The organism is Microbacterium sp. NPDC019599, from assembly GCF_040632175.1.
Taxonomy (GTDB): Bacteria; Actinomycetota; Actinomycetes; order Actinomycetales; family Microbacteriaceae; genus Microbacterium.
This window is the reverse complement of the sequence record NZ_JBEYBL010000006.1, coordinates 95,372-118,205: the sequence shown is the minus strand read 5'-3', so window position 1 is coordinate 118,205 and position 22,834 is coordinate 95,372. Positions and strand designations below refer to the sequence as shown.

Here is a 22,834-nt window from a genome sequence, read left to right as displayed (position 1 = left end):
GGGGCGGGTCGTGCCGATCCGGGAACGTGCCGGAGGAGTCGGGGCCGCTCATGCCGCCTCCCGCTGGCGCGGATCGAGCGAGCGGTGGACGAGATCCACGATGAACCCGACGATCAGGACGAAGCCCGTGAGTGCCAGCAGCTCGCCCTGGACCTTCGGCAGGTCGCGCGCGCCGACGTCGGCGACGAGCATCCGTCCGATCCCGGGGAGCGTGAACAGCTGCTCGATGACGACGGCGCCCACGATGATTCCGGCGACCTGCAGGCCGAGCACCGTCACGACCGAGAGTCCGACGGCGGGCAGGCCGTGCCGGATGAGCGCCGCGTCGCGCGTAAGGCCCTTCGCCGCCGCGGTGCGCACGTAGTCCTGCCCCACGGCCTGCAGCGTCGCGCTGCGGACGAATCGCAGGAGCATGGCGCCCTCGACGATGCCGATCGTGAGGGCCGGGAGGACGAGGGCGCGCACGGCGGCGGCGGGGTCGGACCAGCCGCTGCGCGGGAAGCCCTGCGCGGGGAGCCAGCCGAGCCAGACGGCGAAGACGACGACGAGCATCATGCCGGCCCACACGACCGGCACCGCCGCGACGGCCTGCGCTCCGACGCTGAGCGACGTCCCCGAGGCGCGCCCCCGCCGCATGGCGGACAGGACGCCGAGGGGGAGGCTGAAGACGAGCGCGATCGTGAGCGCGAAGATCCCGAGCGGGACCGTCACCTGCGCCTTCTCGACCAGCTCCTCCGTGACGCTCGTCCCCGTCAGCAGCGACGTCCCGAGGTCACCGCGCAGCACTCCGCCGATCCAGTCGACGTACTGCGCGACGAGCGGCTCGTCCAGCCCGAGCTCTTCCCGGATCGCGGCGACCTGCTCGGGGGTGCTGTTCGTGCCGGCGATGAGCTGCGCGACGTCACCGGGGAGGACGCGCAGCGTCAGGAAGATGAGCACGCTGGCGACGAAGAGCCCGAGCAGGAGCAGGGCCAGCCTCGTCAGCGTGTATCGGATCACCCGTTGCTCTTGGCCAACTGCGACACGTCGAGGCGCTCGTTCACGTTGATCGAGGGCATACCCGTGATGTTAGTGCCGACCGCCACGACCGACGCCCCGTTGAAGAGCCAGTCCCCGGCCGCGTCCTCCGACACGATGCGCGCGGCCTGCGCGAGCAGGTCTGCCGCTTCGGCCTCGTCGGTCGCGGCGATCGACTGGGCGTACAGGTCCTGGACCTCGGGGTTGTCGTAGGTGAAGTAGTAGTCCGGGTTGGCCCAGTTCTCGAAGTCGTGCGCCTCGGTGTGCAGCACGAAGCTCAGGTCGTAGTCCTGGTTGATGTAGACGTCGTTGAGCCACGTCGAGAAGTCGACGGAGTCGACCTCGAGCGTGATGCCGACCTCGTTGAGGTCCGACACGAGGATCTGCGCGATCGTCGTCTGGTAGAAGTTCGGGATCGTGAGGGTCAGCGTGAGATCCTCGGCGTCCGCCTCGGCGAGAAGCGCCTTGGCCGCCTCGGGGTCGTAGGGCGCGACATCCGAGAGGTCCTCGTAGCCGGGGTCGAGCTCGGGGATCGGGCCGTAGAGCGTCTCGCCCGACGCGGCGGCCTCGACGAACGCGTCGTGGTCGATCGCCTGGCGGATCGCCTGGCGCACGCGCTGGTCGGCCAGCGGCCCGGACTTCTGGTTGAACGCGAGCGTGCCCTTGTCGGTGGACTGACCCAGGGCGAGCTCGTACGCGCCGTCCGCCTCGATCTGGTCCTTCAGGTTGGCGTCGAACCCGGTCACGACGTCGACCTCGCCCGCGAGCGCCGCATTGAGAGCCGCCTGGTTGTCGGGGATGTAGTCGAACACGACTTCGGCGACCTGGGCCTTGTCGCCCCAGTACTCGTCATTGCGGACGAAGGTGATGCTGTCGCCCTGGCGCCAGTCATCCAGGATGAACGGACCCGTGCCGTTCGCGGCCGTCTGGTAGTCGACGTCGTCGTCCTCCTTCAGGACGAGCCCCGCGCGTCCCGTGAGGTTCCACAGGAGCGTCGAGTCCGGCTCGGACAGTTCGAGCGTGATCGTCTGGCCGTCCGCCTCGATCTTCTCGACGCTCGCCAGACGCGCCGAGTCGCGCCACTCCGGCGTGTCCCTGCGGGTCGTGAGCGACCACACGACGTCCTCGGGCGTCAGCTCCTGCCCGTCGTGGAACGTCACGCCCTCGCGGAGCGTGAACTCATACGTCAGGCCGTCCTCCGAGACCGTCCAATCGGTCGCGAGCGACGGCACGATCTCCTGCTCGGGCGTGCGCGCTACGAGCCCCTGATAGATGTTGTCGACCAGGATCTGGTCCAGCGCGGCCCCGGCCGTCTGGCGGATGTCGAGGTTGCCGGGTTCCAGCACGAGCCGGATGACCGCCGAGGCGTCCGGATCGGCTGCCGCGGTCGTCGTCGGCGACTCGGCGTCTCCCCCTGTGCACGCTGTGAGCAGGAGGGCTCCGGCAGCCAGGAGCGCGGAGGCGGCGAGGGCGGTGCGGCGAAGCATGGCCGTCCTTTCGGGTGGACATCCGGTGAAGGGGGAGGTGCGCCTCGGGGGCTGAGCCCGGGGGCGTTCTCGTGCGGTATCTCAGCCTAGGCAACCCGCGAGGGGCTGTTCGGCGGCGCTACGCACAACGCAACAGAAGCGTTAACCCTTCCCTGCGAGCTCCCGGACGAGTTCTCCGAGCGCCACGGGGAGCTCTTCCTGCACGTTGTGACCCGACGGCACATCGACGACGGATGCTGTCGGCACGCGGTCGCGAAAGGCCTCGGCATCCGCTTCCGTCACATAGCCGCGCGTCCCGCGGACGAGCGTCAGCGGGACGCGCACGCCGGCGAGATCGGTCCAGCCGCTCTCGGACAGGACGGAGCGCAGGGCGTCCTGCTGCGATGCGGCCGCCGCGGCGAGCTCGGGCGAGGCGGCCATCGCGTTCGCGAGATGCGCGAAGTGGTGCTTCCACTCGACGCGGCCGTCGAGGCGGATGCGCGAGTTGTGGAAGACGCCGCGCGCCGCCGCCGTCGGGGATCCGCCGAGCCCGAACGCGAGGGCCCGCTCGACGAGCTCGTCGCGCGAACCCCAGTCCGTCGGCCCCGCGAAGAACTCGCGCAGCTGGGAGGGCCCGCCGTTCGGGTCGATCCCGGGGGTGATGTCGACGACGACGACCTCACGGACGAGGTCGGGACGGGATGCTGCGACCGCCGCCGCCGTCAGCCCGCCGAGCGACTGCCCGACGAGCACCTGCGGCCGGTCCGTCCACGCCTCGATCCCCGCGACGATGTCCGGCGCGAGCATGCCGCCCGTGTAAGCGGAGTCCTCGCGCCACGACGAGTCGCCGTGGCCGGGCAGATCGATCGCGAGCGCGGGCAGGCCCAGGGCCAGGATCGTCGTGTCCCACGTGTGGGCGTTGAGCCCTGCGCCGTGGAGGAACGTGACCTCGGGTGACGCGGAGCCGCCGCCCTCGGTTCCCGAGCCTGTCGACGGGCGATAGAGCAGAGAGCTCAGGACGCGCCCGTCCGGCAGCGCCAGGGTGAGGCGCTCGCCGTGGGGGACGGGGCCGTCGATGCCTGCATCCGCGGCCTGGTCGGGGAGGAACGAGAACTCGTCTGCGGGGTCGCTCACTGGGCCATTCTGCCCCGACTCGCGGGGCACCCGGCATCCTGCCCGTCATAGGGTGAAAGGCATGAGCGAAGAACGCCGCGTCCACCTCTCCCGCTCGGCGCCCGACGCATACACGACGCTCGACGCGTTCTCCAAGACCGTGGGACGGATCGCGCGCGAGGCGGGGATCGACGACCGGTTCAAGGAGCTCGTGCAGATCCACGCGTCCCAGCTCAACGGCTGCGCGTTCTGCGTGCGCGTCCACGTCGACCGCGCCGTCAAGGCGGGGCTGGACGCCGACCTCATCGCGCAGCTGCCGACGTGGCGCGAGTCCGGCGTGTTCACGGAGCGCGAGAAGGCCGGTCTCGAGCTTGCGGAGGCCTTCACGTTCATCCACGACGGGGGAGTGCCCGACGAGGTGTACGACCACGTCGGCGGGGTCCTCAGCGAGGACGAGTACGTCGCACTGAGCTGGCTCCTCGTCTCGATCAACGCGTTCAACCGGGTCGCGATCGCGGGACGCTACCCGGTGCCGCCGCGCCTGCACGCGCACGCGCCGGCATGAGCGACGAGCTCGTCCCGGGCGCCGTCAATCTGCGGGACGTCGGGGGCCTCCCGGCCGGCGCGGGCCGGACGCGGTCGGGCGTCCTCTACCGCTCGGGCAACCTCGCGCGGCTCGACGACGACGGCATCGCGGCGCTCGGCCGGCTGGGCCTGCGCCGCATCATCGACCTGCGCGCCGACGACGAGGTCTCGTACGCCCCGAGCCGGCTGGGCGATCTCGTCGTGACGACGCAGCGGGCGCCCCTGTTCCTCGGTTCCGTCGAGTCCTTCTTCTCCGACGACGTCCCGCTCGACGAGATGTACCGCCGGCTGGTCGATGACTCGGCGGATCGCGTCATCGACGTCGTGCGCGGCATCCTGGCGGACCAGCCCGTGCTCATCCACTGCACCGTCGGCAAGGATCGGACGGGGGTGACGGTCGCGCTCGCGCTCGCGGCGGCGGGTGTCGACGAGGACGCCGTCGTCGCCGACTACGCCCGGACGGAGGGCCTGCTGCCGGCCTGGCGCAACGCGCACGTCGTGGCGCGGCTCCGGGCGATGCACCCGGAGGCCGTCCACCTCGAGGATCTCGCGACCCGATCGCCCGCGCCCGTCATGGCGGCCCTGCTCGCCCGCCTCGACGAGCAGTACGGCTCGGTGGCGGCCTACCTGCGGGCGCACGGGCTCTCGGACGACGAGCTCGCGGAGCTGCGCACAGTCCTCATCGTCGACGAGTGACGCTGTGTGACGTTCAGCTCATACCGAGGTTAGGCAAGCCTATCCTCGCGGTATACTGACTTCGAGATGACCGTCACCAACCTCACCGAGCACAACGCCGCCGCGTGCCGCGCGTCGCGTCACACGCGCGTGCAGCACCTCATCACGGCCGACGAGACGTCGCTGCTCGAGCTGGAGACACTGCTGGCGACTCTCCCGATCTGCTCGACGGGTCGCGTCTTCATCGAGATCCCGGATGCCTCGTGGCAGGCCGAGATCTCGGCTCCCGCCCGGATGGTCGTGACGTGGCTGGACCGCTCCCGCCGGACGGGCGATCCGGGTACGGGCCGCGCGTGCGCCTCCGGTCAGGCGCTCTCGCGCGCCGTCACGGCGTGGGCCGACGAGATGCTCTGCGGCGACGACGACCACACGCGCATCCACCTCCTGGGCGGCTACCTCGGCACGGCCGACATCGTCGACCACCTCACCGAGAATCTCGGCATCCGTCCCGGTGAGATCAGCGCCCCCGAGCAGTACGGCCTGACGACCGCCCGCTGAGCCGCGTCACTGCACGCTCCGACCAGCAGCCGGGTCACGCCTCCGCGCGCCCGCCCAGACGGTTCGTCTCCGTCGAATGCGCCGCTCAGCGCCCTGAAAGGCGCGTTCCACGGAGACGAACGCCCCATGGTGCGATGGTCTCACGGGGACGAGCCAGGGCGGGGGCCGCGGTTCACGCGGCGCCGCGGCACGTAGTTGCCGTCCTCGAGGCCCGCCTCGATCTCGAACCTGTTGCGCAGAGGATCCCGGCCTGCGAGCAGATACAGCAGCGGCATGAGCATGCCGTAGCGGCGCCACTGCCGGCTGTGCACCCCCTCGTGCGCGATAAGCCGCTCGCCGACGGCGCCGTCGCCCGTCAGGAAGCATCCGCCGACGCAGACCCCGCCACGGGCGAACGTCCAGGACGGCATGCCGCGGAAGATCCAGAGGCCGTCGCGCTTCTCGACCCGCCCCGTGCTCCACAGACCGCCCCAGAGGAAGCCCACCGCGGTCCCGTACGCGTAGCCGAGGCGGCTTATGGGGGAGTCCAGGAGGAACCCGGGGATGAACCGGTCGAACCGGCGCCCCGCCTCGAGGGCGCGCTCCGCGCGCTGCTCCCATCCGGGCGGAGGCGTGGGGACGGGGCTCACGCGAGCGAGCCCACGATGCGCAGGATGGCGCCCAGATCGTCGCCGGCCGCGGAAGGGGAGCTCGGCGCGAAGCCCGCGATCGTCGCCCCGGCCAGCGGAGCGACGCCGCGCACGGCGCCGATCGCCGCGACGAGCTCGGCGACCGTCAGGCCGAACGGCGTCGGAGAGGTCACTCCCGTGAGCGCGGACGGGTCGAGCACGTCCAGGTCGACGTGGATGTACACCGCGGTGGCCTCCGTCGCCTCCACGGCCTCGACGAGGCGACCGGGGTCGGAGAGCTCGGAGATGTCGATGGCCGTGATGCCGGTCTCCGCGACCCGTGCCTCCTCCTCGGCGTCGTAGTCGCGGGCGCCGGCGAGCACGATGCGCTCGCCGGGGATGAGGCCCTTCGCGTGGGACAGCCCGTCGGGTCCGTCGCCGAGCACGGCGCTCAGGGCCATCCCGCCGAAGGCCCCCGAGTGCGTCGTCTCGATCGTGTGCAGGTCGGGGTGCGCGTCGAACCAGACGACGGCGAGTCGATCGTGATCCTCGGCGGCCACGCCGATCGGCGCCACGCCGACGCCGCAGTCGCCGCCCACGACGATGACGGGCGCGTCCATGCCCGACAGCAGCCCGACGACGGCGTCGCTCGTGCGGATGAGGGAGCTGTATCGGAGCACACCGCTCTCCAGTGCCTCGCCCGCCTCGAGGGGGACGTCGACGGTCGTGCAGGCGTTGCGCGGCAGATCGCCCGCGATCGCCAGTGCGCCGTCGATGAGCTGCATCGCCCGCGCCGAGGGCGAGCCCTGCCATTGGGGGACGATCACGAATCGCGCCATGAGCCCATCATTCCGCAGGGGAAGGGGAGCGGCATCCATCCGGCGCCGACGAAGAGGCGCCGCGGCCCGAAGGTCGCGGCGCCTCCTCGATGCGAGCGGACTACGGCGTGTAGGGCGCGCTCGGTGCGTCGATGGCGGCCTGCGCGGGCTGGCCTCCGGACTTCAGCGCCGCGAGGCGCGCCTCGACCTCGGTCAGCTCGCCCACGTCCTCGAGCGCGTTGAACTGGGCATCCAGGCTCGACGCCGCGAGCTCCTGCTTGCCCTGTGCGAGGGCCTCCTGCCGGCGGATCTTGTCCTCGAACCGGCCGAGCTCGCTCGTCGGGTCCAGGACGTCGATCGACTTGACGGCGTCGGCGACCTTGTTCTGGGCCTCGGCGGTCTTGGCGCGCGCGAGCAGCTCGGAGCGCTTGGACTTCAGCTGCTCGAGCTTCTGCTTCATGCCGTTCAGGCCGTCCTTGAGCTTCGCGACGACCTCGGTCTGCGCCGCGATCGTGGGCTCGACGGCCGACGCCTGGTTCTCCTCGCTGATCTGGCGCTGAAGCGCGATCTTGGCGAGGTTGTCGAACTTGTCGGCGTCGGCGGTGTTGCCCTGGCCGCGCAGCTCGTCGGCCTTGCGAGAGGCCGCGAGCGCCTTGTTGCCCCATTCGGCGGCCGCCTGGACGTCCTCCTGGTGGTCGCGCTCGAGCAGGCGCAGGTTGCCGATCGTCTCGGCGATGGCCGCCTCGGCGTCGGCGATGCTGTTCGTGTAGTCGCGCACCAGCTGATCGAGCATCTTCTGGGGGTCCTCAGCGGAGTCCAGAAGCGCGTTGATGTTCGCTCGCACGAGCGTGGAGATGCGGCCGAAGATGGACTGCTTTGCCATCGGGTTTCCTTCCTTTCGAAGAGTCAGAGAGTGGGGGATGCCGCGGGGCGGCGCTGTGGGGACCCTGTCAGAAGCGACCGCCTCCGCGCCGTCCGCGCGTGCCGCCTCCGCCGAAGCTGCCGGGCCGGAAGCCGCCGCCCCCGCCCGCGCCCGGGATGCTCCCGAGGCCGCCGCCGATCGCCCCGCCGAGGGCCCCGCCCAGGCCTCCGCCGGAGGAGCGACCGCCGCTCAGGACGGAGTTGAGCACGATGCCGCCGAGGACGGCGCCCAGCATCCCGCCACCGCCGCCCCCGCCCGAGCCGCCCATTCCGCCGCCGAGTCCGCCTCCGCCGAACGACCCGACGTCGTCCTGCGCGTACTGGATCGCCTGCCCGGCGAGCTGGTCGGCGCGCTGCGCGTACTGCAGGGCGCGCTCGGGGTCGACGCTCGCGAGCTGCTCGGCCTGAACGATCGAGGCGCCTGCCTCTGCGAGCCGCGTGCGCGCCTCCGCGCCGACGGCGCCGCGACGGGCCGTGATGTAGTCCTCCGCCGCCGACACCTGCGCGCGCGCCTGAAGCATGACCTGGCCGAGCAGCTGCTGCGCGCGCTGCGCCTTGGCCGCGGCATCCCGGACACCTGCGATGACCGCGTCGATCTGCTGGTTCGCCGTCTCGAGGGTCTTGAGGGCCGCGATGGGGCGCTTCTGGGTGCCGGTGAGGAAGGCGCGGGTCGCGTCGAGCTGCTGCCGCGTCGCCGTGACGACGGCGGCGACGCGTCCGTCGGAGTCGGGGAGGGCGGATGCCGCGGCGATGTCCTGCTCGAGCTCCGCGGCGATCGCCCCCGCGCGCTGCTCGGCCTCGGAGAGGTCCTTCTCGAGCTTGTCGATCGCCTCCTCGAGCAGCTTCGCCTGGGCGACGGCCTCCTCGGCGGCGCGGATGCCGACGGCCGCCTCGCCGCCTTCGCCGGCGCCGATGGCCGTCTGGGCTGCCTTCAGCTGCGCGTCGGCGAAGTCGATGCGGTCCTGCGCCTGCTCGGGATTGTCGGCGACGGTCGACAGCGCCTCGGGCGCGTACGACTGCGACAGCTCCGCGAGGCGGCGGGCCGAGGCATCCAGGGCGCCCGCGACCGCGGTCCGCTCCTCCTGGACGCGCGCAAGGGCCTCGGGGGCGTTCTGCTCGAGCTTTCGCAGCTCGTCGAACGCCTCCGCCTTGTCGTCGAGCTCCTGGTTGGCGGTCTCGAGCAGCCGGATGATCTGCGTGTTCCAGGCCCGCACCTGCTCCTCGGTGTCGGGCGTCGAGTCGTCGAGCTGCTGCTTGAGCATGAAGGCCTTGTTGAGGTCCTCCTTCGCCTTCGCGAGCACCTGCTCGAACTCGGCGGTCGCGGCATCCCCGAACTGGGCCTTCGCGAAGCCGAGCTCCTGCTCGCTCGTCTTGACGGCGTCGTCCGTCTCGACGAGGGCGGCGGATGCCTGGCGCTGGAGGTCCTCGATGGGCACGGGCGGGGCGGCTGCAGGCCCGCCGGCCTGGCCCGTTCCGACCTGCTTCTTGCGACGACGGCGGATGAGCAGCCAGATGATCGCCCCCGCGACGAGCGCGAGGAGGACGAAGACGAGGATGCCGGCGAATCCGCCGCCTCCCGACCCGCCGCCGTCGTCGTCGCCTCCGGCGCCGCCGCTCAGCGCCGACGTGATGCCGTCGGCGGCCGCGTCGACGGCGCCGAGCCAGTCCTCCGCGGCGAGCCGCGGCTGGATCTGCTGCTGCTCGATCGTCGCGATCTGCTCTTCGCTCAGCGGGCCGGAGGAGTCGGCCGACAGGTAGTACTGGCGCCCCTCGACGGCGACGGCGAGGAGGTACTGGTTCGGCCCGAGCCCGTTGTCCTCTGCCGTCTGGTTCGCCCACTCCTCGGCGGAGGCCGGTTCGGTGAAGTCGTCGACGTAGACGACCCAGAGGTCGGCATCCGTCTCGTCCGACAGCTGCTGCAGCCGCTCCTCTGCGGCTGTCTCGTCGGCGCCGGAGAGCACGTCCGCCTGATCGACGATGTGTCCCGCGCCGAGATCCACCGGCGGGGTCGCGGAGGCCGCGGCTGCTCCGCCGATCAGCAGCAGCGAGAGAGCCGCTGTGAGCGCGAGTGTCCGTCGCGCGCGCATCGCTTCCCCTCCCTCGGGGAGCCGTGGAAGCCGCCCCCTCGCTGAGTCTATTCACGCTTCAGCGGGGTGGGAAAGGGACGCCGGAGGTGCGGGTCGCTGCCCGCCGCACGCGCCGCGCGCGACTACGCTTGCCCCTCCGGGAGGCTGGCATGGACGATCGATACGGGACGGATGTGCTCGCCGCCGGGTGGCGCAAGCAGTTCCAGCGCGAGCTGCCGCGCGTGCCGGCGGAGCGCGATCTCGTCGTCGAGCTCGCCGAGGACGGATTCTGCGGCGCGGTGACGGGCGTGCGCTCCGGCACCGTCGAGCTCGAGGACCGGCACGGCAGGCGTCGAGTCTTCCCGCTCGGCGCGGGATTCCTCGTCGACGGCGAGGACGTCGTGCTCGTGCCGCCTGCCGCCGTCGCCCCTGCGACGCCCGCGCGGACGGCATCCGGCTCGTTCGCCGTCGCGGACTCCCGTGCGCGCGTCGCGCGTCCGAGCCGCATCCTGGTCGAGGGCCGGCACGACGCCGAGCTCGTCGAGAAGGTGTGGGGCGACGATCTGCGCGTCGAGGGCGTCGTCGTGGAGTACCTGCAGGGCATCGACCTCCTCGACGCGGCGCTGGACGAGGAGCCGCCCTCCGCGGATCGCCGCTACGGCGTGCTCGTGGACCACCTCGTACCGGGCTCCAAGGAGTCCCGCATCGCCGACGCGATCGCGCGCGGCCCGCACGGCGCGCACGTCAAGATCGTCGGGCACCCCTACATCGACGTGTGGCAGTGCGTGACCCCGCGCGCCGTCGGGATCGCGGCGTGGCCCGAGGTCCCCCGGGGGGTCGAGTTCAAGGTCGGCGTGTGCCGCGCCCTCGGCTGGCCCGCCCGCGACCAGGCCGACCTCGCGCGCGCATGGCAGCGGATCCTCGGTCGTGTCTCGAGCTACCGCGATCTCGAGCCCTCGTTCCTCGGCCGCGTCGAGGAGCTCATCGACTACGTCACGCTGGATGACTGACCCCGTCCCCTCGCGAGAACGCGCTCGTGTCCTCTCCGGACGGCGTGTCGAGGACATTGGGGCGTTCTCGCGAGGAGACGACAGGCGGGGAGCGGCGCCGGGCATCCGGTTAGCCTGGAGTGGTGTCCGACCCCGACGCCGACAGCCCCGTCGAGCCCCGCTTCCGTGAGCGGCCCGTATCGTTCGTGCGGCGCAGCGGCCGCATGTCCGACGCGCAGGAGCGCGCCTGGACGGAGCTCGCGCCGCGGTTCGTGATCCCCGTGCAGCGGGATGCCGCGGCCACGAGCATCCTGCCGGGTTCGCACGTCGACCCGGCGGCCGTGTGGGGACGTCTGGCGCCGCTCGTCGTCGAGATCGGATCCGGCCAGGGGCACGCGATCGTCCATGCCGCGGCATCCGCGCCGCGACGCGACTTCCTCGCGATCGAGGTGTTCAAGGCGGGCCTGGCCCGCACGATGCTCGACGCCGAGAAGGCGGGGGCGACCAACCTGCGGCTCGTCGAGGCCAACGCACCCGAAGTGCTGCAGCACCTCCTGCCGACGGCATCCGCCGACGAGCTCTGGGTCTTCTTCCCCGACCCGTGGCACAAGAAGAAGCACACGAAGCGCCGGCTCGTGACGCCGGGCTTCGCGGCGCATGCCGCGTCGGCCCTGCGCGACGGCGGCGTGCTGCGCCTCGCGACGGACTGGGAGGACTATGCGCTGCAGATGCGCGACGTGCTCGACGGGGCCGCGGAGTTCGAGCGCGCATTCGAGGGGGAGTGGGCCGAGCGCTTCGACGGCCGCGTCCTGACGGCGTTCGAGCGCAAGGGCGCGCGCGCCGGCCGGGACATCCGCGACCTCGCGTACCGGAGGAAGGCCCGGGCGTGACGCATCCCGCCGATCCGTTCGACGCCGCTCACGAGAGCGCCCAGACGGACGGTCGAGCCGCCGGGCGCAGAGCCCCTCGCGATCGCTGGAGGTTCGTCCGCCCGCTCGCGCACCGCGATTTCCGGATGCTGTTCTCCGCCGTCGTGCTGTCGATCTTCGGTGCGGGCATGTGGGCGGTCGTGATGGTGTACACCGTCATCGACTCCGGCGGCGGGCCGGTCGAGCTGTCGGTCGTCGCGGCGGCCAACGCGATCGGGCTCCTCGCCTGCGCCATCCCGGGCGGGATCGTCGCCGACCGCGTCTCGCGCCGGCTCATCCTCCGCGTCGTCGAGCTCGTCAACCTCGTCGCGATCACTTCGGTCGCCGTCGCCGGCATTCTCGGACCGGTCTCGATCCCGCACCTCACGGCCGCCGCGTTCCTGCTCGGCGGCAGCGCCGGCTTCTTCTTCCCGGCGTACAGCGCGATCCTCCCGCGCATCCTGCCGCCCGCCCAGCTGCTCGCCGCGAACGGGCTCGAAGGCGCGATCCGTCCCGCGCTGCAGCAGGCGGCGGGACCCGCCGTCGCGGGCCTCGTCGTCGCGGCCGTCGTCGCACCGGCCCACGCGGCGTGGGTCATCGCCGGCGCGCACGCGCTCGCGCTCGTGCTGCTCCTGTTCGTGCGGCCCGAGCCCGCGACCGACGATCCGCCCGACCACGAGGCATCCACGACCCGCGGAGTCTTCCACGACCTCCGCGAAGCCGTCGCCTTCACGGTGCGGACCCCGTGGCTGCTGTGGACGCTCCTGTACGCGACCGTGTGGGTGCTCGTCTGGATGGGCCCCGAGGAGGTGCTCCTTCCGTTCATCACGCGCGAGCGCATCGGGGAGGATCCCCGCTGGTTCGGCTTCCTGCTCGCCGCGTACGGACTGGGGGGTGTGCTCGGGTCGATCGTCGTGTCGTCTCTGCCCCTTCCGCGTCGCTATCTGACCGTCATGATCTCGGTGTGGGGGCTGAGCACCCTGCCGTTCATCGTCGTGGGCTTCACCGACCTGTACTGGCTCATGGTGCTCTCGGTCTTCGCCGTCGGCTTCGGGTTCAGCTACGGCAACGTCATCTGGGGGACGCTGCTGCAGCGCCGCGTCCCGACCCACATGCTCGGGCGGATCTCGAGTCTGGACTTCTTCGTCTCGCTCGCCCTCATGCCGGTCTCGATGGCGCTCGCGGGTCCTCTCGCGGAGGTCGTCCCGATCCCCGTCATCTTCCTCGCCGCCGGGCTCATCCCGTTCCTGCTGTCCTTCTTCGTCCTGCGCATCGCCCGCATGCCCAGCGACGAGCTCGCCCACCCGCTGGGGGACTGAGTGCCGGCTGCCGACTCCGCCCTTCCACTCGCGCGCCCCGCGTGGTCGCTCGAGCTCATCCCGGCCCTCCTCGCGTGCCTCGCCGCCCCCGCCTTCTTCGTGGCGCGCATCCCGTGGCTGGGCTGGGTCCTCCTCGCGGCGGCGCTCGCGGGAGCCTGGGTCCTGGAGAGACGGGATGCCGCGCCCCGCGCTCTCGCGCCCGTCACGCGCGCGGCCGCAGCGGCGGACGGCATCCGCCGCCCTCCCGGGCTTGTGCGCGACCTGTCGCTCATCGCGGTGGGCCTCCTGATCGTCAGCGCGATCCCGCTCAAGGCCGAGCTCGACAACCTCGCGATCCTGCGCTTCGCCCTCGCTCTCGGGGGCGCCGTCGCCGTGCCGTACGTCGTGTCGAGGTTCGTCTACCGTGATCGCGCGATCCGGTTTCCGTGGCGCGGAGGCGGCCGGTGGACCGTCTTCCAGTGGTCGTGGCTCGTGGGCGTGCTGGTCCTCGCATGGCTGATCCTGCCGTTCTACTTCATCACGTCCGGCGTCTACCTGAACTGGCCGGTCGTGGACACCCCCGAGCTCATCGCGAGGCTCTTCGTCGGGGTCGGCGCGGTCGGCATCTGGGACGAGCTGTTCTTCATCTGCACGGTCTTCGCGCTGCTGCGCCGGCACTTCCCCGACTGGCAGTCCAACGTGCTGCAGACGATCGTCTTCGTCTCGTTCCTGTGGGAGCTCGGGTACCAGGCGTGGGGGCCGGTCCTGACGATCCCGTTCGCGCTCCTGCAGGGCTTCATCTTCATGGTGACGCGGTCCCTCGCCTACGTCGTGACTGTGCACCTGCTCTTCGACGCGATCGTCTTCCTGGTCCTCGTGCACGCCCACAATCCGGGGATGCTGGACTGGCTCTTCCTCGTCTGATCCCTCACGTTCACGCTGAGGGTGAAGCGACTTCACGGCGGCCTCTTGACGGCGAACCGGCCCGGAGTATCGTCGGATCTGCAGACGGAAAACGGAGACGTAGCCCATCGAAAGACAGGCGGAATCACAGAAACCAAGGTTTGCGAAACGATCACCCCGAGGCTTCGGCCCCGGGGTGACCTGTTTGTGCTGTGCATGTCCGAGCGGCGCCGTCGGCTAGCCTGGGGCGGATCCCGGACCGGATCCCCGGACGACGGATCAGTACCCGGTGAGCGACAAGACTGGCCATGGAGGCGAGTTACGTGTCGTGGGTCATCCTCGTCATCTCCGGCGTCCTCGAGGCGGTCTGGGCGACCGCGCTCGGCAAGTCCGAGGGCTTCACCAAGCTGTGGCCGAGCGTCGTCTTCGGCGTCGCGCTCGTTGCGAGCATGGGCGGCCTGGCATGGTCGATGCGCGACATCCCCACCGGCACGGCCTACGCCGTGTGGGTCGGCATCGGCGCGGCGCTCACCGTCGGCTGCGCCATGCTGACCGGCGAGGAGCCGTTCTCGATCGTGCGCCTGCTCCTCATCCTCGGGCTCGTCGGCTGCGTCGTCGGACTCAAGCTCGTCGGGCACGAGTAGGGCGCCGTCACGGCCTGTCGTCGACGGCCTCGTCCTCTTCCGGCTCGAAGGTCGACATCTCGCCCGTGTGGCCGGCGGCCACGCCGTCGGGATCGTCGGGGATCGTGCCGTCCTGGCCCAGCCCGCCTGCCTTGGGCGTGCCTTCCGGGTCCGTGCGTCCTTGGGGTTCCCGATGCGCGTTCACTGCGCCTCCTCGTGGTCTGGATCGACGGGATGCCGGCGGGCGATCGTCTCACCCGGGACATCGGATGCTGTGCTCCTGGTGCCACCTTCGACCGAGGCCGCCCGGGGTTCCAGGCCCTTGCCATGACGAGTGCGGATCGCTAGTGGAAATGGACGGCGACGCTCCGTCTAGCGCCCGCTTCGCCTGTTGGCAACCCCGCGAGCGATACCCGTGGACTGCGGTAGCAAGGGAGGGTGAAGGTGTTGGCTTACGCGGGCAGCGAGTTCCTGACAGGTGACGCGATCACCACCGCTCTCCTCGATTACAGCGCCGCGCTCGCCGATGCGGGAACCGCGGGCAGTGTCGAGATCCCGGTCGTCACTCGGGACGGCCACCGGCGCACGGCGACATTCCTCGTCGGCCCGGCGAGCCAGATCGTGGCGATCGAGACCGAGACGTCCGGCGAAGAGCTCGTCGACGACGAGACGGTCGAGCGCCTGACCCATCTCACCCGGCGCCTCCACCCCTTCGCGTCGCCGGCCGAGGAGGGTGCGCCCTACGCGGAGGAGTACGACCAGTAGGCCCGTGGTGCCTCCGCAGCGTGAGAGGGACCCTCGGCGCGGTGATACCCTCGATCGGTACGCCTCCGTAGCTCAGGGGATAGAGCGTTGGTTTCCGGTACCAAAGGTCGCAGGTTCGATTCCTGTCGGGGGCACGATGCGTGAAAGGGTCGCCCGTCGGGCGGCCCTTTTCATCGTTCCGGCGGGGCCTCAGCCGCCGTCGGCGGTGACGGCGTTCGCCTCGGCCATCGCATCGAGCGCCTGGGCGAGGCGGCCTGCGAGGTAGGCGTGACCCACGGTCGAGGGGTGATCCCCGCCGACCTCGGATGAGTCGATGACCGTCCCGTAGTTGGCGGACGTGATCCACTCGTCGGCGATCGGCGAGACGTACCACCAGCCGCGCTCCGCCGCGAGCGCGGCGAGATCCGCGTCCATCCGGGCCGTCGGCTTCTGCACGGGGAGCACCTGCGGCGCCGGGCCGAGGATCACGAAGGATGCCTCGGGGTACAGCGCCGCGAGCCCGTCCCACGCCGCGGCGACAGCATCCCGGTATCCCTCGGTGTAGAGCCACCGGTCGTTGATCGAGCCTTCCACGATGACGAGATCCGGATCTAGCCGGGGGTCGAGGCCCGCGATGCGCTCGCCATAGCTGCCGCCGTCGATGCCGGGCCGGAGGTAGCCGCTGCCGCGGATGCCGTCGACGATCGTCTGCCACCCCTGCAGCTCGCCGAGCACGTAGGCGAAACCGCGTGTCGGGATGACGGCCGCAGAGCCGTACGTCCAGGAGTCGCCGAACACGAGGACCCTCGCATCGTCGGGCAGGACGAGGGGTGCGGGCGGAACGACGACCGACTCCTCCTCCGCCACCGCGACCGGCGCGGCGGAGGGTTCGGCGGGCGTCGCCCACGCACGCCAGACCGCGACGGCGCACACGAGCGCGACGGCGATCAGCGAGGCGAGCAGGAGCCACCGCGGACGCCGCGCAGAAGGGCGTCCGCGAGGGTTCACGCCGCGAGTGTACGTCAGAATCAGCCGATCGCCGCATCCGCGTGAAACCGCGGGAGAACAGCCGGTCGGGGGGTCGGCGCCGGGTCGAGAAGGCGAGGCTCTGGGCGCGGTCACAGCCAGTGCTCGGCATCCGCTCTGCACACCCGAAGAGAGCACCCGATCCGGCATGCGAGGATACTTCGGTGCAACGCGTCGTGACCGCCCAACTGGACCTCGATCTGGGGTCCTCCGTCGACCTCATCTTCCAGATCACGGCGGCCCAGCAGGTGCCCGTCGTGAGCGAGGAGCTGACGTTCACCCAGGGCGACCGCGTGTACACCCCGACCGAGATCGTCGACCAGTCCGGCAGCCGCCTGCACCGCCTCACCGGCGAGGCCGGGCGCCTCGAGGTGCGCTACGAAGCGACCGTCGAGGGACAGATGTCGGCGAGCCGGACGAGCGACCTGGAGGCCATCAGCTACCTCCGCCCGAGCCGCTACTGCCAGTCCGACGAGGTGTTCTCGCAGGCCCGCCGCCAGTTCAAGGGCCTGCAGGGTCACGACCTCATCGCGGCCGTGAGCGAGTTCGTCTCCAGCAGCACGACCTACACACCGGGCCTCAGCCAGGGCACCGACAGCGCCGTCACGACCCTCATGACGGGTCAGGGCGTCTGCCGCGACTACGCCCACGTCGTCATCGCGCTGCTGCGCGCGATGGACATGCCCGCCCGCTACGCCGCGTGCTTCGCGCCGGGGCTGCGTCCCATGGACTTCCACGCCGTCGCCGAGGCGTACCTCGACGGCTCGTGGTACGTCATCGACGCGACGCGTCTGGCCAACCGCCGCTCGCTCGTGCGGATCGCGACGGGACGGGATGCCGCCGACTGCGCGTTCCTCAGCTACCACGGCGGCCACGTGGGCCTCAAGCGCATGCACGTCGACGCCTCGGTCGTCCCGGATGATGTCACCGGCGACGGCCTGGACGACGACGGTGTGCGCGAGCCGGCCTGGGTCGAGGCATCCGATCCCGCCGCCGACGACTTCCTCTCGCTCATCCAGCTCTCCTGACATCCCGGCTCGCTGGGCGAACACCCGGCGGACGCCCAGGCCTCGTGCGGGCGCGCGAGAGCGCCGACCGTAGACTTGACGGGCTATGAATCCGGATGCCCTTGCCGCTGCTCTCCTCGCCGTCATCGTCCCCCTCGCCGAGGCGCGACGCCCTGGATCGGCCGAGGGACTGACGGTGTCCGACTTCCCCCTCGAGCGCCCCAAGAGCCGTGAGCACGGGGACTGGGCGTCGAACGCGGCTCTCAAGCTCGCGAAGGTCGTCGGCGCGAACCCCCGGGAGTTCGCTGCCGAGATCGCCGAGCGCCTCGCCGAGACGGACGGCGTCGCGAGCGTCGAGGTCGCCGGGCCGGGCTTCATCAACATCCGGCTCGACGCCGCCGCCGCCGGCGCGCTCGCCAAGACGATCGTCGACGCGGGCGCCGCCTTCGGGACCAACGAGAGCCAGCGCGGCAACACGATCAACGTCGAGTTCGTCAGTGCCAACCCGACCGGCCCGCTCCACATCGGCCACACCCGCTGGGCGGCTCTCGGCGACTCGATCGCGCGGCTCCTCCTCGCCAGCGGCGCGACCGTGGCACGCGAGTTCTACATCAACGATGCGGGCGCGCAGATGGAGCGGTTCGGCCGCTCGGTGCTCGCCTCGGCCAAGGGCGAGCCCACGCCTGAGGACGGCTACGCGGGCTCGTACATCGAGGAGCTCGCCCGCCGCGTCCTCGCCAAGCGCCCGGATGTGCTCGAGCTGGACGCCGACGAGCAGCTGGTCGCGGTGCGCGATCTCGCGTACGGGTTCCAGCTCGCCGAGCTCCAGTCCTCGCTCGAACGGTTCAACGTGCACTTCGACGTCTGGTTCTCCGAGCGGGTCCTGCACGCCCCGGGCTCGCACGGCGAGCCGAGCCTCGTCGACGAAGCCGTGGACCGCCTGCGCGCGCAGGGCCATGTGTTCGACGAAGAAGGCGCCGTGTGGGTGCGCACGACCGACTTCGGCGATGACAAGGACCGCGTCATCCGCCGTTCCAACGGCGAGTACACGTACTTCGCCGCGGACGCCGCGTACTACCTCAACAAGGGAGATCGCGGCTTCGCGCACAAGATCTATCTGCTGGGCGCCGACCACCACGGGTACGTGCACCGTCTGAAGGCGCTCGCCGGCGCCGCGGGCGACGACCCCGAGAAGGACATCGAGGTGCTCATCGGCCAGCTCGTGTCGGTCAACGGCGCGCGCCTGTCCAAGCGCGCGGGCAACATCATCGAGATGGACGACCTGCGCGAATGGCTCGGCACCGACGCGCTGCGCTACTCGCTCGGACGTTATCCCGCCGACTCGCCGCTCACCCTCGACCCCGAGCTCCTGCGCAAGCGCACGAACGACAACCCCGTCTTCTACGTCCAGTACGCGCACGCCCGCACGCATAACGTCGCGCGCAACGCCGAGACATCCGGTGTCGACCGCTCGGAGTTCGCACCCGAGCGGCTCGACCACGAGACCGAGTCGGCGCTCCTCGGCGCGCTGCAGGAGTTCCCCCGCATCGTGGCCTTCGCCGCAGAGCAGCGCGAGCCGCACCGCGTCGCGCGCTACCTCGAGGAGCTCGCCGGGCTCTACCACCGCTGGTACGACAACTGCCGCGTCATCCCGCAGGGCGACGACCCCGTCGAGACCGTCCACCGCACGCGACGCTGGCTCAACGACGCGACGGGCCAGGTGCTGCGCAACGGCCTGGACCTGCTCGGCGTCCAGGCACCCGAACGGATGTGACGATGAGCGCCGGCGACACCCACCCGACTCAGCCGCTTCCCGAGTGGGCGCCGGCGCCCGCACCGCGGTCGCGCCGCAGCGCATGGCCGTGGATCATCTCGGCCGTCATCGTCGTGGGCCTGGCCGTGGCGGCCTGGTTCATCGCCGAGTGGGTGGCGCGCGGACTCGTCGAGCGCACGATCCGCGAGCAGATCGTGACGAACCTCGCGCTTCCGGCCGATCAGCCCATCGATGTCACCGTCGAAGGGACCGTCATCCCGCAGCTCGTCGTGGGTGAGCTCGACGATGTCACCGTGTCGTCGCAGGACGTCACGATCGGCTCGCTCACGGGCGACGTGACGGTCCACGCGCAGGGCATCGCGATCCGTGGGGATGCTGCTGCCGACAGCGCCGCCGCGAGCGTCCGGCTGGACACGCAGCAGCTGCAGACGCTCCTGTCCGGCGTCGAGGGGTTCCCGACGGAGTCGGTCGCCCTCGCCGAGCCCGACGTCACGATGTCGACCGAGCTGTCGGTCTTCGGCCTCACGATTCCCGTGAGCGTCGCCCTGACCCCGTCGGCCGTGGAGGGCGAGCTGGTCCTCACGCCCGCGCGCTTCCAGCTCGCGGGCGCCGACATCGCGGCCGACGACCTCCGCAACCGCTTCGGCGGCGTCGCCGACGTCGTGCTGCGCGACTGGACCGTGTGCGTCGCCGAGTACATCCCCGCGGGGATGACCCTCGCGTCCGTGTCGGTGGAGGGGGAGGAGCTCATCGCCGACGTCGACATCGACGGGGCGATCATGAGCGATCCCGCGCTCCAGGCCAACGGCACCTGCGCCTGACGACGACCGCGATCGACGCACGCCGGAAGCGGCATACGCCGTGCCCTAGACTGCAAGGACTGCCCGGCGCGTGAGTCCAACCGGCCGCGGCATCCGCCGCCCGGTCCGCACCGGACGGCGTCGCGCCGAAGCCCCCACCCGATTGGTCCCCACCGTGTCCGCCGCCCCGTCGAGCCGAGCCGACGTCCCTCCCGAGCCCGCCGACGCGAACGCGCTCGCGGTCAACGTCTGGCCGACCGGTGCCCACCGTGACGAGCAGGGCGTCCTGCGACTCGGCGGCATCGAGGCCACGACACTGCGCGACCGCTTCGGCACGCCGCTGTACGTCCTCGACGAGGACGAGGTGCGCGCCCACGCCCGCCGGGCCCTCGAGGCGTTCCGCTCCGCGGCCGGGGCCCACGGCGCGCAGGCGCGCGTCTACTACGCAGGCAAGGCGTTCCTCTCGACCGAGGTCGTGCGGTGGGTCACCGACGAGGGCCTCGCGGTCGACGTCTGCACCGGCGGCGAGCTCGCGGTCGCGCTCGCAGCGGGTGCCGACCCCGCGCGCCTCGGCTTCCACGGCAACAACAAGAGCGTCGCCGAACTCGAGCGCGCGGTCGAGGTCGGCGTCGGCTCGATCGTCATCGACAGCCTCATCGAGCTCGAGCGCCTTGCCGCGATCGTCGAGCGCCGCGATGCGTCGCAGGCGGTCCTCCTCCGCGTCAACAGCGGCGTCCACGCCGAGACGCACGACTTCCTCGCGACGGCCCACGAGGACCAGAAGTTCGGCTTCGCACTCGAGGACGCCGCGGCCGCCGTCGCGCGCATCCGCGAGATCGACGGCCTCGTCTTCGTCGGCCTGCACTGTCACATCGGCTCGCAGATCTTCGGCACGGCGGGCTTCCGCGAATCGGCCGCGCGCGTCGTGGAGCTGCACGCCGAGCTGCTGGCGGGCGGCGACATCCCCGTCCTCAACCTCGGCGGCGGGTTCGGCATCGCCTACCGCGCCGAGGACGACCCGACGCCGATCGAAGAGCTCGCCTCGGGAATCGCGGACGCCGTCGCGCAGGAGTGCGCCGTGCGCGGCATCCCGGTCCCGAGCCTCGCCTTCGAGCCCGGCCGGGCGATCGTCGGCCAGGCGGGCGTCACGCTCTACGAGGTCGGGACCGTCAAGCCCGTCCGCGTCGACGAGACGCTGACCCGGCTCTACGTGAGCGTCGACGGCGGCATGAGCGACAACGCACGCCCCGCGCTGTACGGCGCGCAGTACTCGGCCCGCCTCGCCTCGCGCACGAGCGACGCCGCGCCCGCGCTCGTGCGGGTCGTCGGCAAGCACTGCGAGTCCGGCGACATCGTCGTCGACGCCGAGCACCTGCCCGGCGACGTCGCGCCCGGCGACCTGCTCGCCGTGCCCGCGACGGGCGCGTACTGCGTGTCGCTGTCGAGCAACTACAACCACGTCCCCCGCCCGCCCGTCGTGGCGCTGCGCGGAGGAGAGGCGCGCGTGATCGTGCGCGGCGAGACGGTCGACGACCTACTCGCGCGCGACGCAGGTCTCACCGTCCTGACGGAAGGAAGAACAGCCATGCCTGTACTGAGCGAGCGGAGCGAGCCGAAGTGACCGACTACCGCCGCCTGCGCGTCGCCCTGCTCGGAGCCGGCGCCGTCGGCTCGCAGGTCGCCTCGCTCCTCCAGCGCCACGGCCCCGAGCTCGCCGATCGCGCCGGCGCGACGCTCGAGCTGGTGGGCATCGCCGTGCGCGACGTCGACGCCCCGCGCGACGTCGACCTGCCCCGCGAGCTGTTCACGACGGATGCCGAGCCGCTCATCGTCGGCGCCGACATCGTCATCGAGCTCATGGGCGGCATCGAGCCGGCTCGCACCTATCTCCTGCAGGCCATCAACTCGGGCGCGGACGTCGTCACGGCGAACAAGGCGCTGCTCGCGACCCACGGCCCCGAGATCTTCGACGCGGCCGACCAGGTCGGCGCGCAGGTGTACTACGAGGCGGCCGCGGCAGGCGCCATCCCGATCATCCGCCCGCTGCGCGACTCGCTCGCGGGCGACCGTGTGCAGCGGATCATGGGCATCGTCAACGGGACGACGAACTACATCCTCGACCGCATGGACACCGAGGGCGCCGAGCTCGCCGACGTCCTCGCCGACGCCCAGCGCCTCGGCTACGCCGAGGCCGACCCCACTGCCGACGTCGAGGGCTACGACGCAGCGCAGAAGGCCGCGATCCTCGCGAGCCTCGCCTTCCACACGACCGTGCCGCTCGAGTCGGTCCACCGCGAGGGCATCACGGGCATCGACAAGGCGATGATGGACGCCGCGCGCCACGCGGGCTACGTCATCAAGCTCCTCGCGGTCTGCGAGCGCCTGACGGATGCAGCCGGCGCGGAGTCGATCTCGGTGCGGGTCTACCCGGCGCTCATCAGCCGCCAGCATCCCCTCGCGAGCGTCCACGGTGCCAACAACGCCGTGTTCGTGCAGGCGGAGGCGGCCGGCAACCTCATGTTCTACGGTGCAGGCGCCGGCGGCGTGCAGACGGCCTCGGCTGTCCTCGGCGACGTCGTCTCGGCCGCGCGCCGGCACATCGCCGGCGGCGTCGGCGTCGGGGAATCGACGCGGGCGAACCTCCCGATCGTCGAGGTGGGCCGGGTCATCACGAGCTACCAGATCACGCTCGAGGTCGACGACCGGCCCGGCGTGCTGGCGACGGTCGCCGGCATCCTGAGCGAGGGGCGCGTCTCGATCGCGACCGTCGAGCAGACCGTCATCCAGGAAGGAAACGGCCACCCCGGCGTGGCCCGCCTGGTCATCGGAACCCATAAGGCTTTGGAGCAGGACCTCAGCGAGACGGTCGACCGCCTCGCCGCGAGCGGCGTCGTGGAGCGCGTCGTCTCGGTCCTGCGCGTGGAAGGAGACTGAC

23 protein-coding genes, 1 tRNA gene and 1 riboswitch are annotated in these 22,834 nt (G+C 71.4%); of the genes, 15 read left to right on the top strand and 9 right to left on the bottom strand.

Features of this window, described 5'->3' with window-relative positions; all coding sequences use genetic code 11:
- Positions 1-48 precede the first annotated feature (48 nt).
- The 3 genes from ABZ477_RS12215 to ABZ477_RS12205 form a co-directional block, all read right to left on the bottom strand.
- On the bottom strand, positions 49-999 hold the full coding sequence (locus tag ABZ477_RS12215; RefSeq protein ID WP_360133022.1) for an ABC transporter permease: 951 nt from the start codon (positions 997-999) through the stop codon (positions 49-51).
- The gene (locus ABZ477_RS12210) at positions 996-2,504 is read right to left on the bottom strand and encodes an ABC transporter substrate-binding protein (RefSeq protein ID WP_360133019.1); all 1,509 of its coding nucleotides are present in this window, start codon (positions 2,502-2,504) and stop codon (positions 996-998) included. The genes ABZ477_RS12215 and ABZ477_RS12210 overlap by 4 nt, the downstream gene beginning before the upstream one ends.
- Positions 2,505-2,645: 141 nt before the next feature.
- Positions 2,646-3,617, bottom strand: a complete 972-nt coding sequence (locus ABZ477_RS12205; protein ID WP_360133016.1) for an alpha/beta hydrolase — start codon at positions 3,615-3,617, stop codon at positions 2,646-2,648.
- 61 nt (positions 3,618-3,678) lie between these two features.
- Between ABZ477_RS12205 and ABZ477_RS12200 the strand changes: the two genes are divergently transcribed.
- The 3 genes from ABZ477_RS12200 (at position 3,679) to ABZ477_RS12190 (ending at position 5,414) form a co-directional block, all read left to right on the top strand.
- On the top strand, positions 3,679-4,161 hold the full coding sequence (locus tag ABZ477_RS12200) for a carboxymuconolactone decarboxylase family protein (RefSeq protein WP_360133013.1): 483 nt from the start codon (positions 3,679-3,681) through the stop codon (positions 4,159-4,161).
- Positions 4,158-4,877 carry a tyrosine-protein phosphatase gene (locus ABZ477_RS12195; RefSeq protein ID WP_360133010.1) on the top strand — a complete coding sequence of 240 codons (720 nt, stop codon included), beginning with the start codon at positions 4,158-4,160 and terminating at the stop codon, positions 4,875-4,877. The genes ABZ477_RS12200 and ABZ477_RS12195 overlap by 4 nt, the downstream gene beginning before the upstream one ends.
- A 66-nt stretch (positions 4,878-4,943) precedes the next feature.
- Positions 4,944-5,414, top strand: coding sequence for an SIP domain-containing protein (locus ABZ477_RS12190; RefSeq protein WP_360133007.1), 471 nt, complete (start codon positions 4,944-4,946; stop codon positions 5,412-5,414).
- Positions 5,415-5,554: 140 nt separating this feature from the next.
- On the opposite strand, the gene ABZ477_RS12185 is transcribed toward ABZ477_RS12190, so the two are convergent.
- The 4 genes from ABZ477_RS12185 to ABZ477_RS12170 all read right to left on the bottom strand — a co-directional run bounded on the left by ABZ477_RS12185 (position 5,555) and on the right by ABZ477_RS12170 (position 9,848).
- Entirely contained in the window at positions 5,555-6,043 is a 489-nt protein-coding gene (locus ABZ477_RS12185; protein ID WP_360133005.1) for a Fe-S oxidoreductase, read from the bottom strand.
- Positions 6,040-6,861 (bottom strand): arginase family protein, encoded by an 822-nt coding sequence (locus ABZ477_RS12180; protein ID WP_360133002.1) that lies wholly within the window; start codon positions 6,859-6,861, stop codon positions 6,040-6,042. Before ABZ477_RS12180 ends, ABZ477_RS12185 begins: the two co-directional genes overlap by 4 nt.
- Positions 6,862-6,961: 100 nt before the next feature.
- Positions 6,962-7,723: a PspA/IM30 family protein gene (locus ABZ477_RS12175; protein ID WP_360132999.1), complete on the bottom strand. Its 762-nt coding sequence runs from the start codon at positions 7,721-7,723 to the stop codon at positions 6,962-6,964.
- A gap of 67 nt (positions 7,724-7,790) precedes the next feature.
- On the bottom strand, positions 7,791-9,848 hold the full coding sequence (locus ABZ477_RS12170; RefSeq protein WP_360132996.1) for a TPM domain-containing protein: 2,058 nt from the start codon (positions 9,846-9,848) through the stop codon (positions 7,791-7,793).
- A 149-nt stretch (positions 9,849-9,997) separates the two neighbouring features.
- Between ABZ477_RS12170 and ABZ477_RS12165 the strand changes: the two genes are divergently transcribed.
- The 5 genes from ABZ477_RS12165 to ABZ477_RS12145 all read left to right on the top strand — a co-directional run bounded on the left by ABZ477_RS12165 (position 9,998) and on the right by ABZ477_RS12145 (position 14,569).
- On the top strand, positions 9,998-10,837 hold the full coding sequence (locus tag ABZ477_RS12165) for a DUF3097 domain-containing protein (protein ID WP_360132993.1): 840 nt from the start codon (positions 9,998-10,000) through the stop codon (positions 10,835-10,837).
- Positions 10,838-11,040: 203 nt separating this feature from the next.
- A complete protein-coding gene (trmB, locus tag ABZ477_RS12160) occupies positions 11,041-11,706 on the top strand; it encodes a tRNA (guanosine(46)-N7)-methyltransferase TrmB (protein WP_360133429.1) in 666 nt (221 codons plus the stop codon).
- A gap of 125 nt (positions 11,707-11,831) precedes the next feature.
- Complete coding sequence (locus tag ABZ477_RS12155; RefSeq protein ID WP_360133426.1) at positions 11,832-13,043, top strand: MFS transporter; 1,212 nt, start codon at positions 11,832-11,834, stop codon at positions 13,041-13,043.
- Positions 13,044-13,946, top strand: a complete 903-nt coding sequence (locus tag ABZ477_RS12150) for a CPBP family intramembrane glutamic endopeptidase (RefSeq protein ID WP_360132990.1) — start codon at positions 13,044-13,046, stop codon at positions 13,944-13,946.
- Between the two features lie 225 nt (positions 13,947-14,171).
- A riboswitch (guanidine-III (ykkC-III) riboswitch) is annotated at positions 14,172-14,236 on the top strand.
- 12 nt (positions 14,237-14,248) lie between these two features.
- Positions 14,249-14,569, top strand: coding sequence for a multidrug efflux SMR transporter (locus tag ABZ477_RS12145; protein WP_360133422.1), 321 nt, complete (start codon positions 14,249-14,251; stop codon positions 14,567-14,569).
- 7 nt (positions 14,570-14,576) lie between these two features.
- Here the strand turns inward: ABZ477_RS12145 and ABZ477_RS12140 are convergent, their stop codons facing one another.
- Complete coding sequence (locus ABZ477_RS12140) at positions 14,577-14,753, bottom strand: hypothetical protein (RefSeq protein ID WP_360132987.1); 177 nt, start codon at positions 14,751-14,753, stop codon at positions 14,577-14,579.
- A 233-nt stretch (positions 14,754-14,986) separates the two neighbouring features.
- On the opposite strand from ABZ477_RS12140, the gene ABZ477_RS12135 reads away from it, so the two are divergent.
- Together ABZ477_RS12135 and ABZ477_RS12130 are read left to right on the top strand one after the other, a co-directional pair.
- Positions 14,987-15,313, top strand: a complete 327-nt coding sequence (locus tag ABZ477_RS12135) for a hypothetical protein (RefSeq protein ID WP_360132984.1) — start codon at positions 14,987-14,989, stop codon at positions 15,311-15,313.
- 61 nt (positions 15,314-15,374) lie between these two features.
- A tRNA-Arg gene (locus tag ABZ477_RS12130) sits at positions 15,375-15,447 on the top strand.
- Between the two features lie 55 nt (positions 15,448-15,502).
- Here ABZ477_RS12130 and ABZ477_RS12125 read toward each other — a convergent pair.
- Positions 15,503-16,300: an SGNH/GDSL hydrolase family protein gene (locus ABZ477_RS12125; RefSeq protein WP_360132981.1), complete on the bottom strand. Its 798-nt coding sequence runs from the start codon at positions 16,298-16,300 to the stop codon at positions 15,503-15,505.
- Between the two features lie 182 nt (positions 16,301-16,482).
- Between ABZ477_RS12125 and ABZ477_RS12120 the strand changes: the two genes are divergently transcribed.
- From ABZ477_RS12120 to ABZ477_RS12100, 5 genes are all read left to right on the top strand, one after another.
- A complete protein-coding gene (locus ABZ477_RS12120; RefSeq protein ID WP_360132978.1) occupies positions 16,483-17,346 on the top strand; it encodes a transglutaminase family protein in 864 nt (287 codons plus the stop codon).
- A gap of 85 nt (positions 17,347-17,431) precedes the next feature.
- Positions 17,432-19,099, top strand: coding sequence for an arginine--tRNA ligase (gene argS, locus ABZ477_RS12115; RefSeq protein ID WP_360132975.1), 1,668 nt, complete (start codon positions 17,432-17,434; stop codon positions 19,097-19,099).
- 2 nt (positions 19,100-19,101) lie between these two features.
- Positions 19,102-19,920, top strand: coding sequence for a DUF2993 domain-containing protein (locus ABZ477_RS12110; RefSeq protein WP_360132972.1), 819 nt, complete (start codon positions 19,102-19,104; stop codon positions 19,918-19,920).
- Between the two features lie 154 nt (positions 19,921-20,074).
- Positions 20,075-21,520 carry a diaminopimelate decarboxylase gene (lysA, locus tag ABZ477_RS12105; protein ID WP_360132969.1) on the top strand — a complete coding sequence of 482 codons (1,446 nt, stop codon included), beginning with the start codon at positions 20,075-20,077 and terminating at the stop codon, positions 21,518-21,520.
- Positions 21,517-22,833, top strand: coding sequence for a homoserine dehydrogenase (locus tag ABZ477_RS12100; RefSeq protein WP_360132966.1), 1,317 nt, complete (start codon positions 21,517-21,519; stop codon positions 22,831-22,833). Before lysA ends, ABZ477_RS12100 begins: the two co-directional genes overlap by 4 nt.
- Position 22,834: the final 1 nt, after the last annotated feature.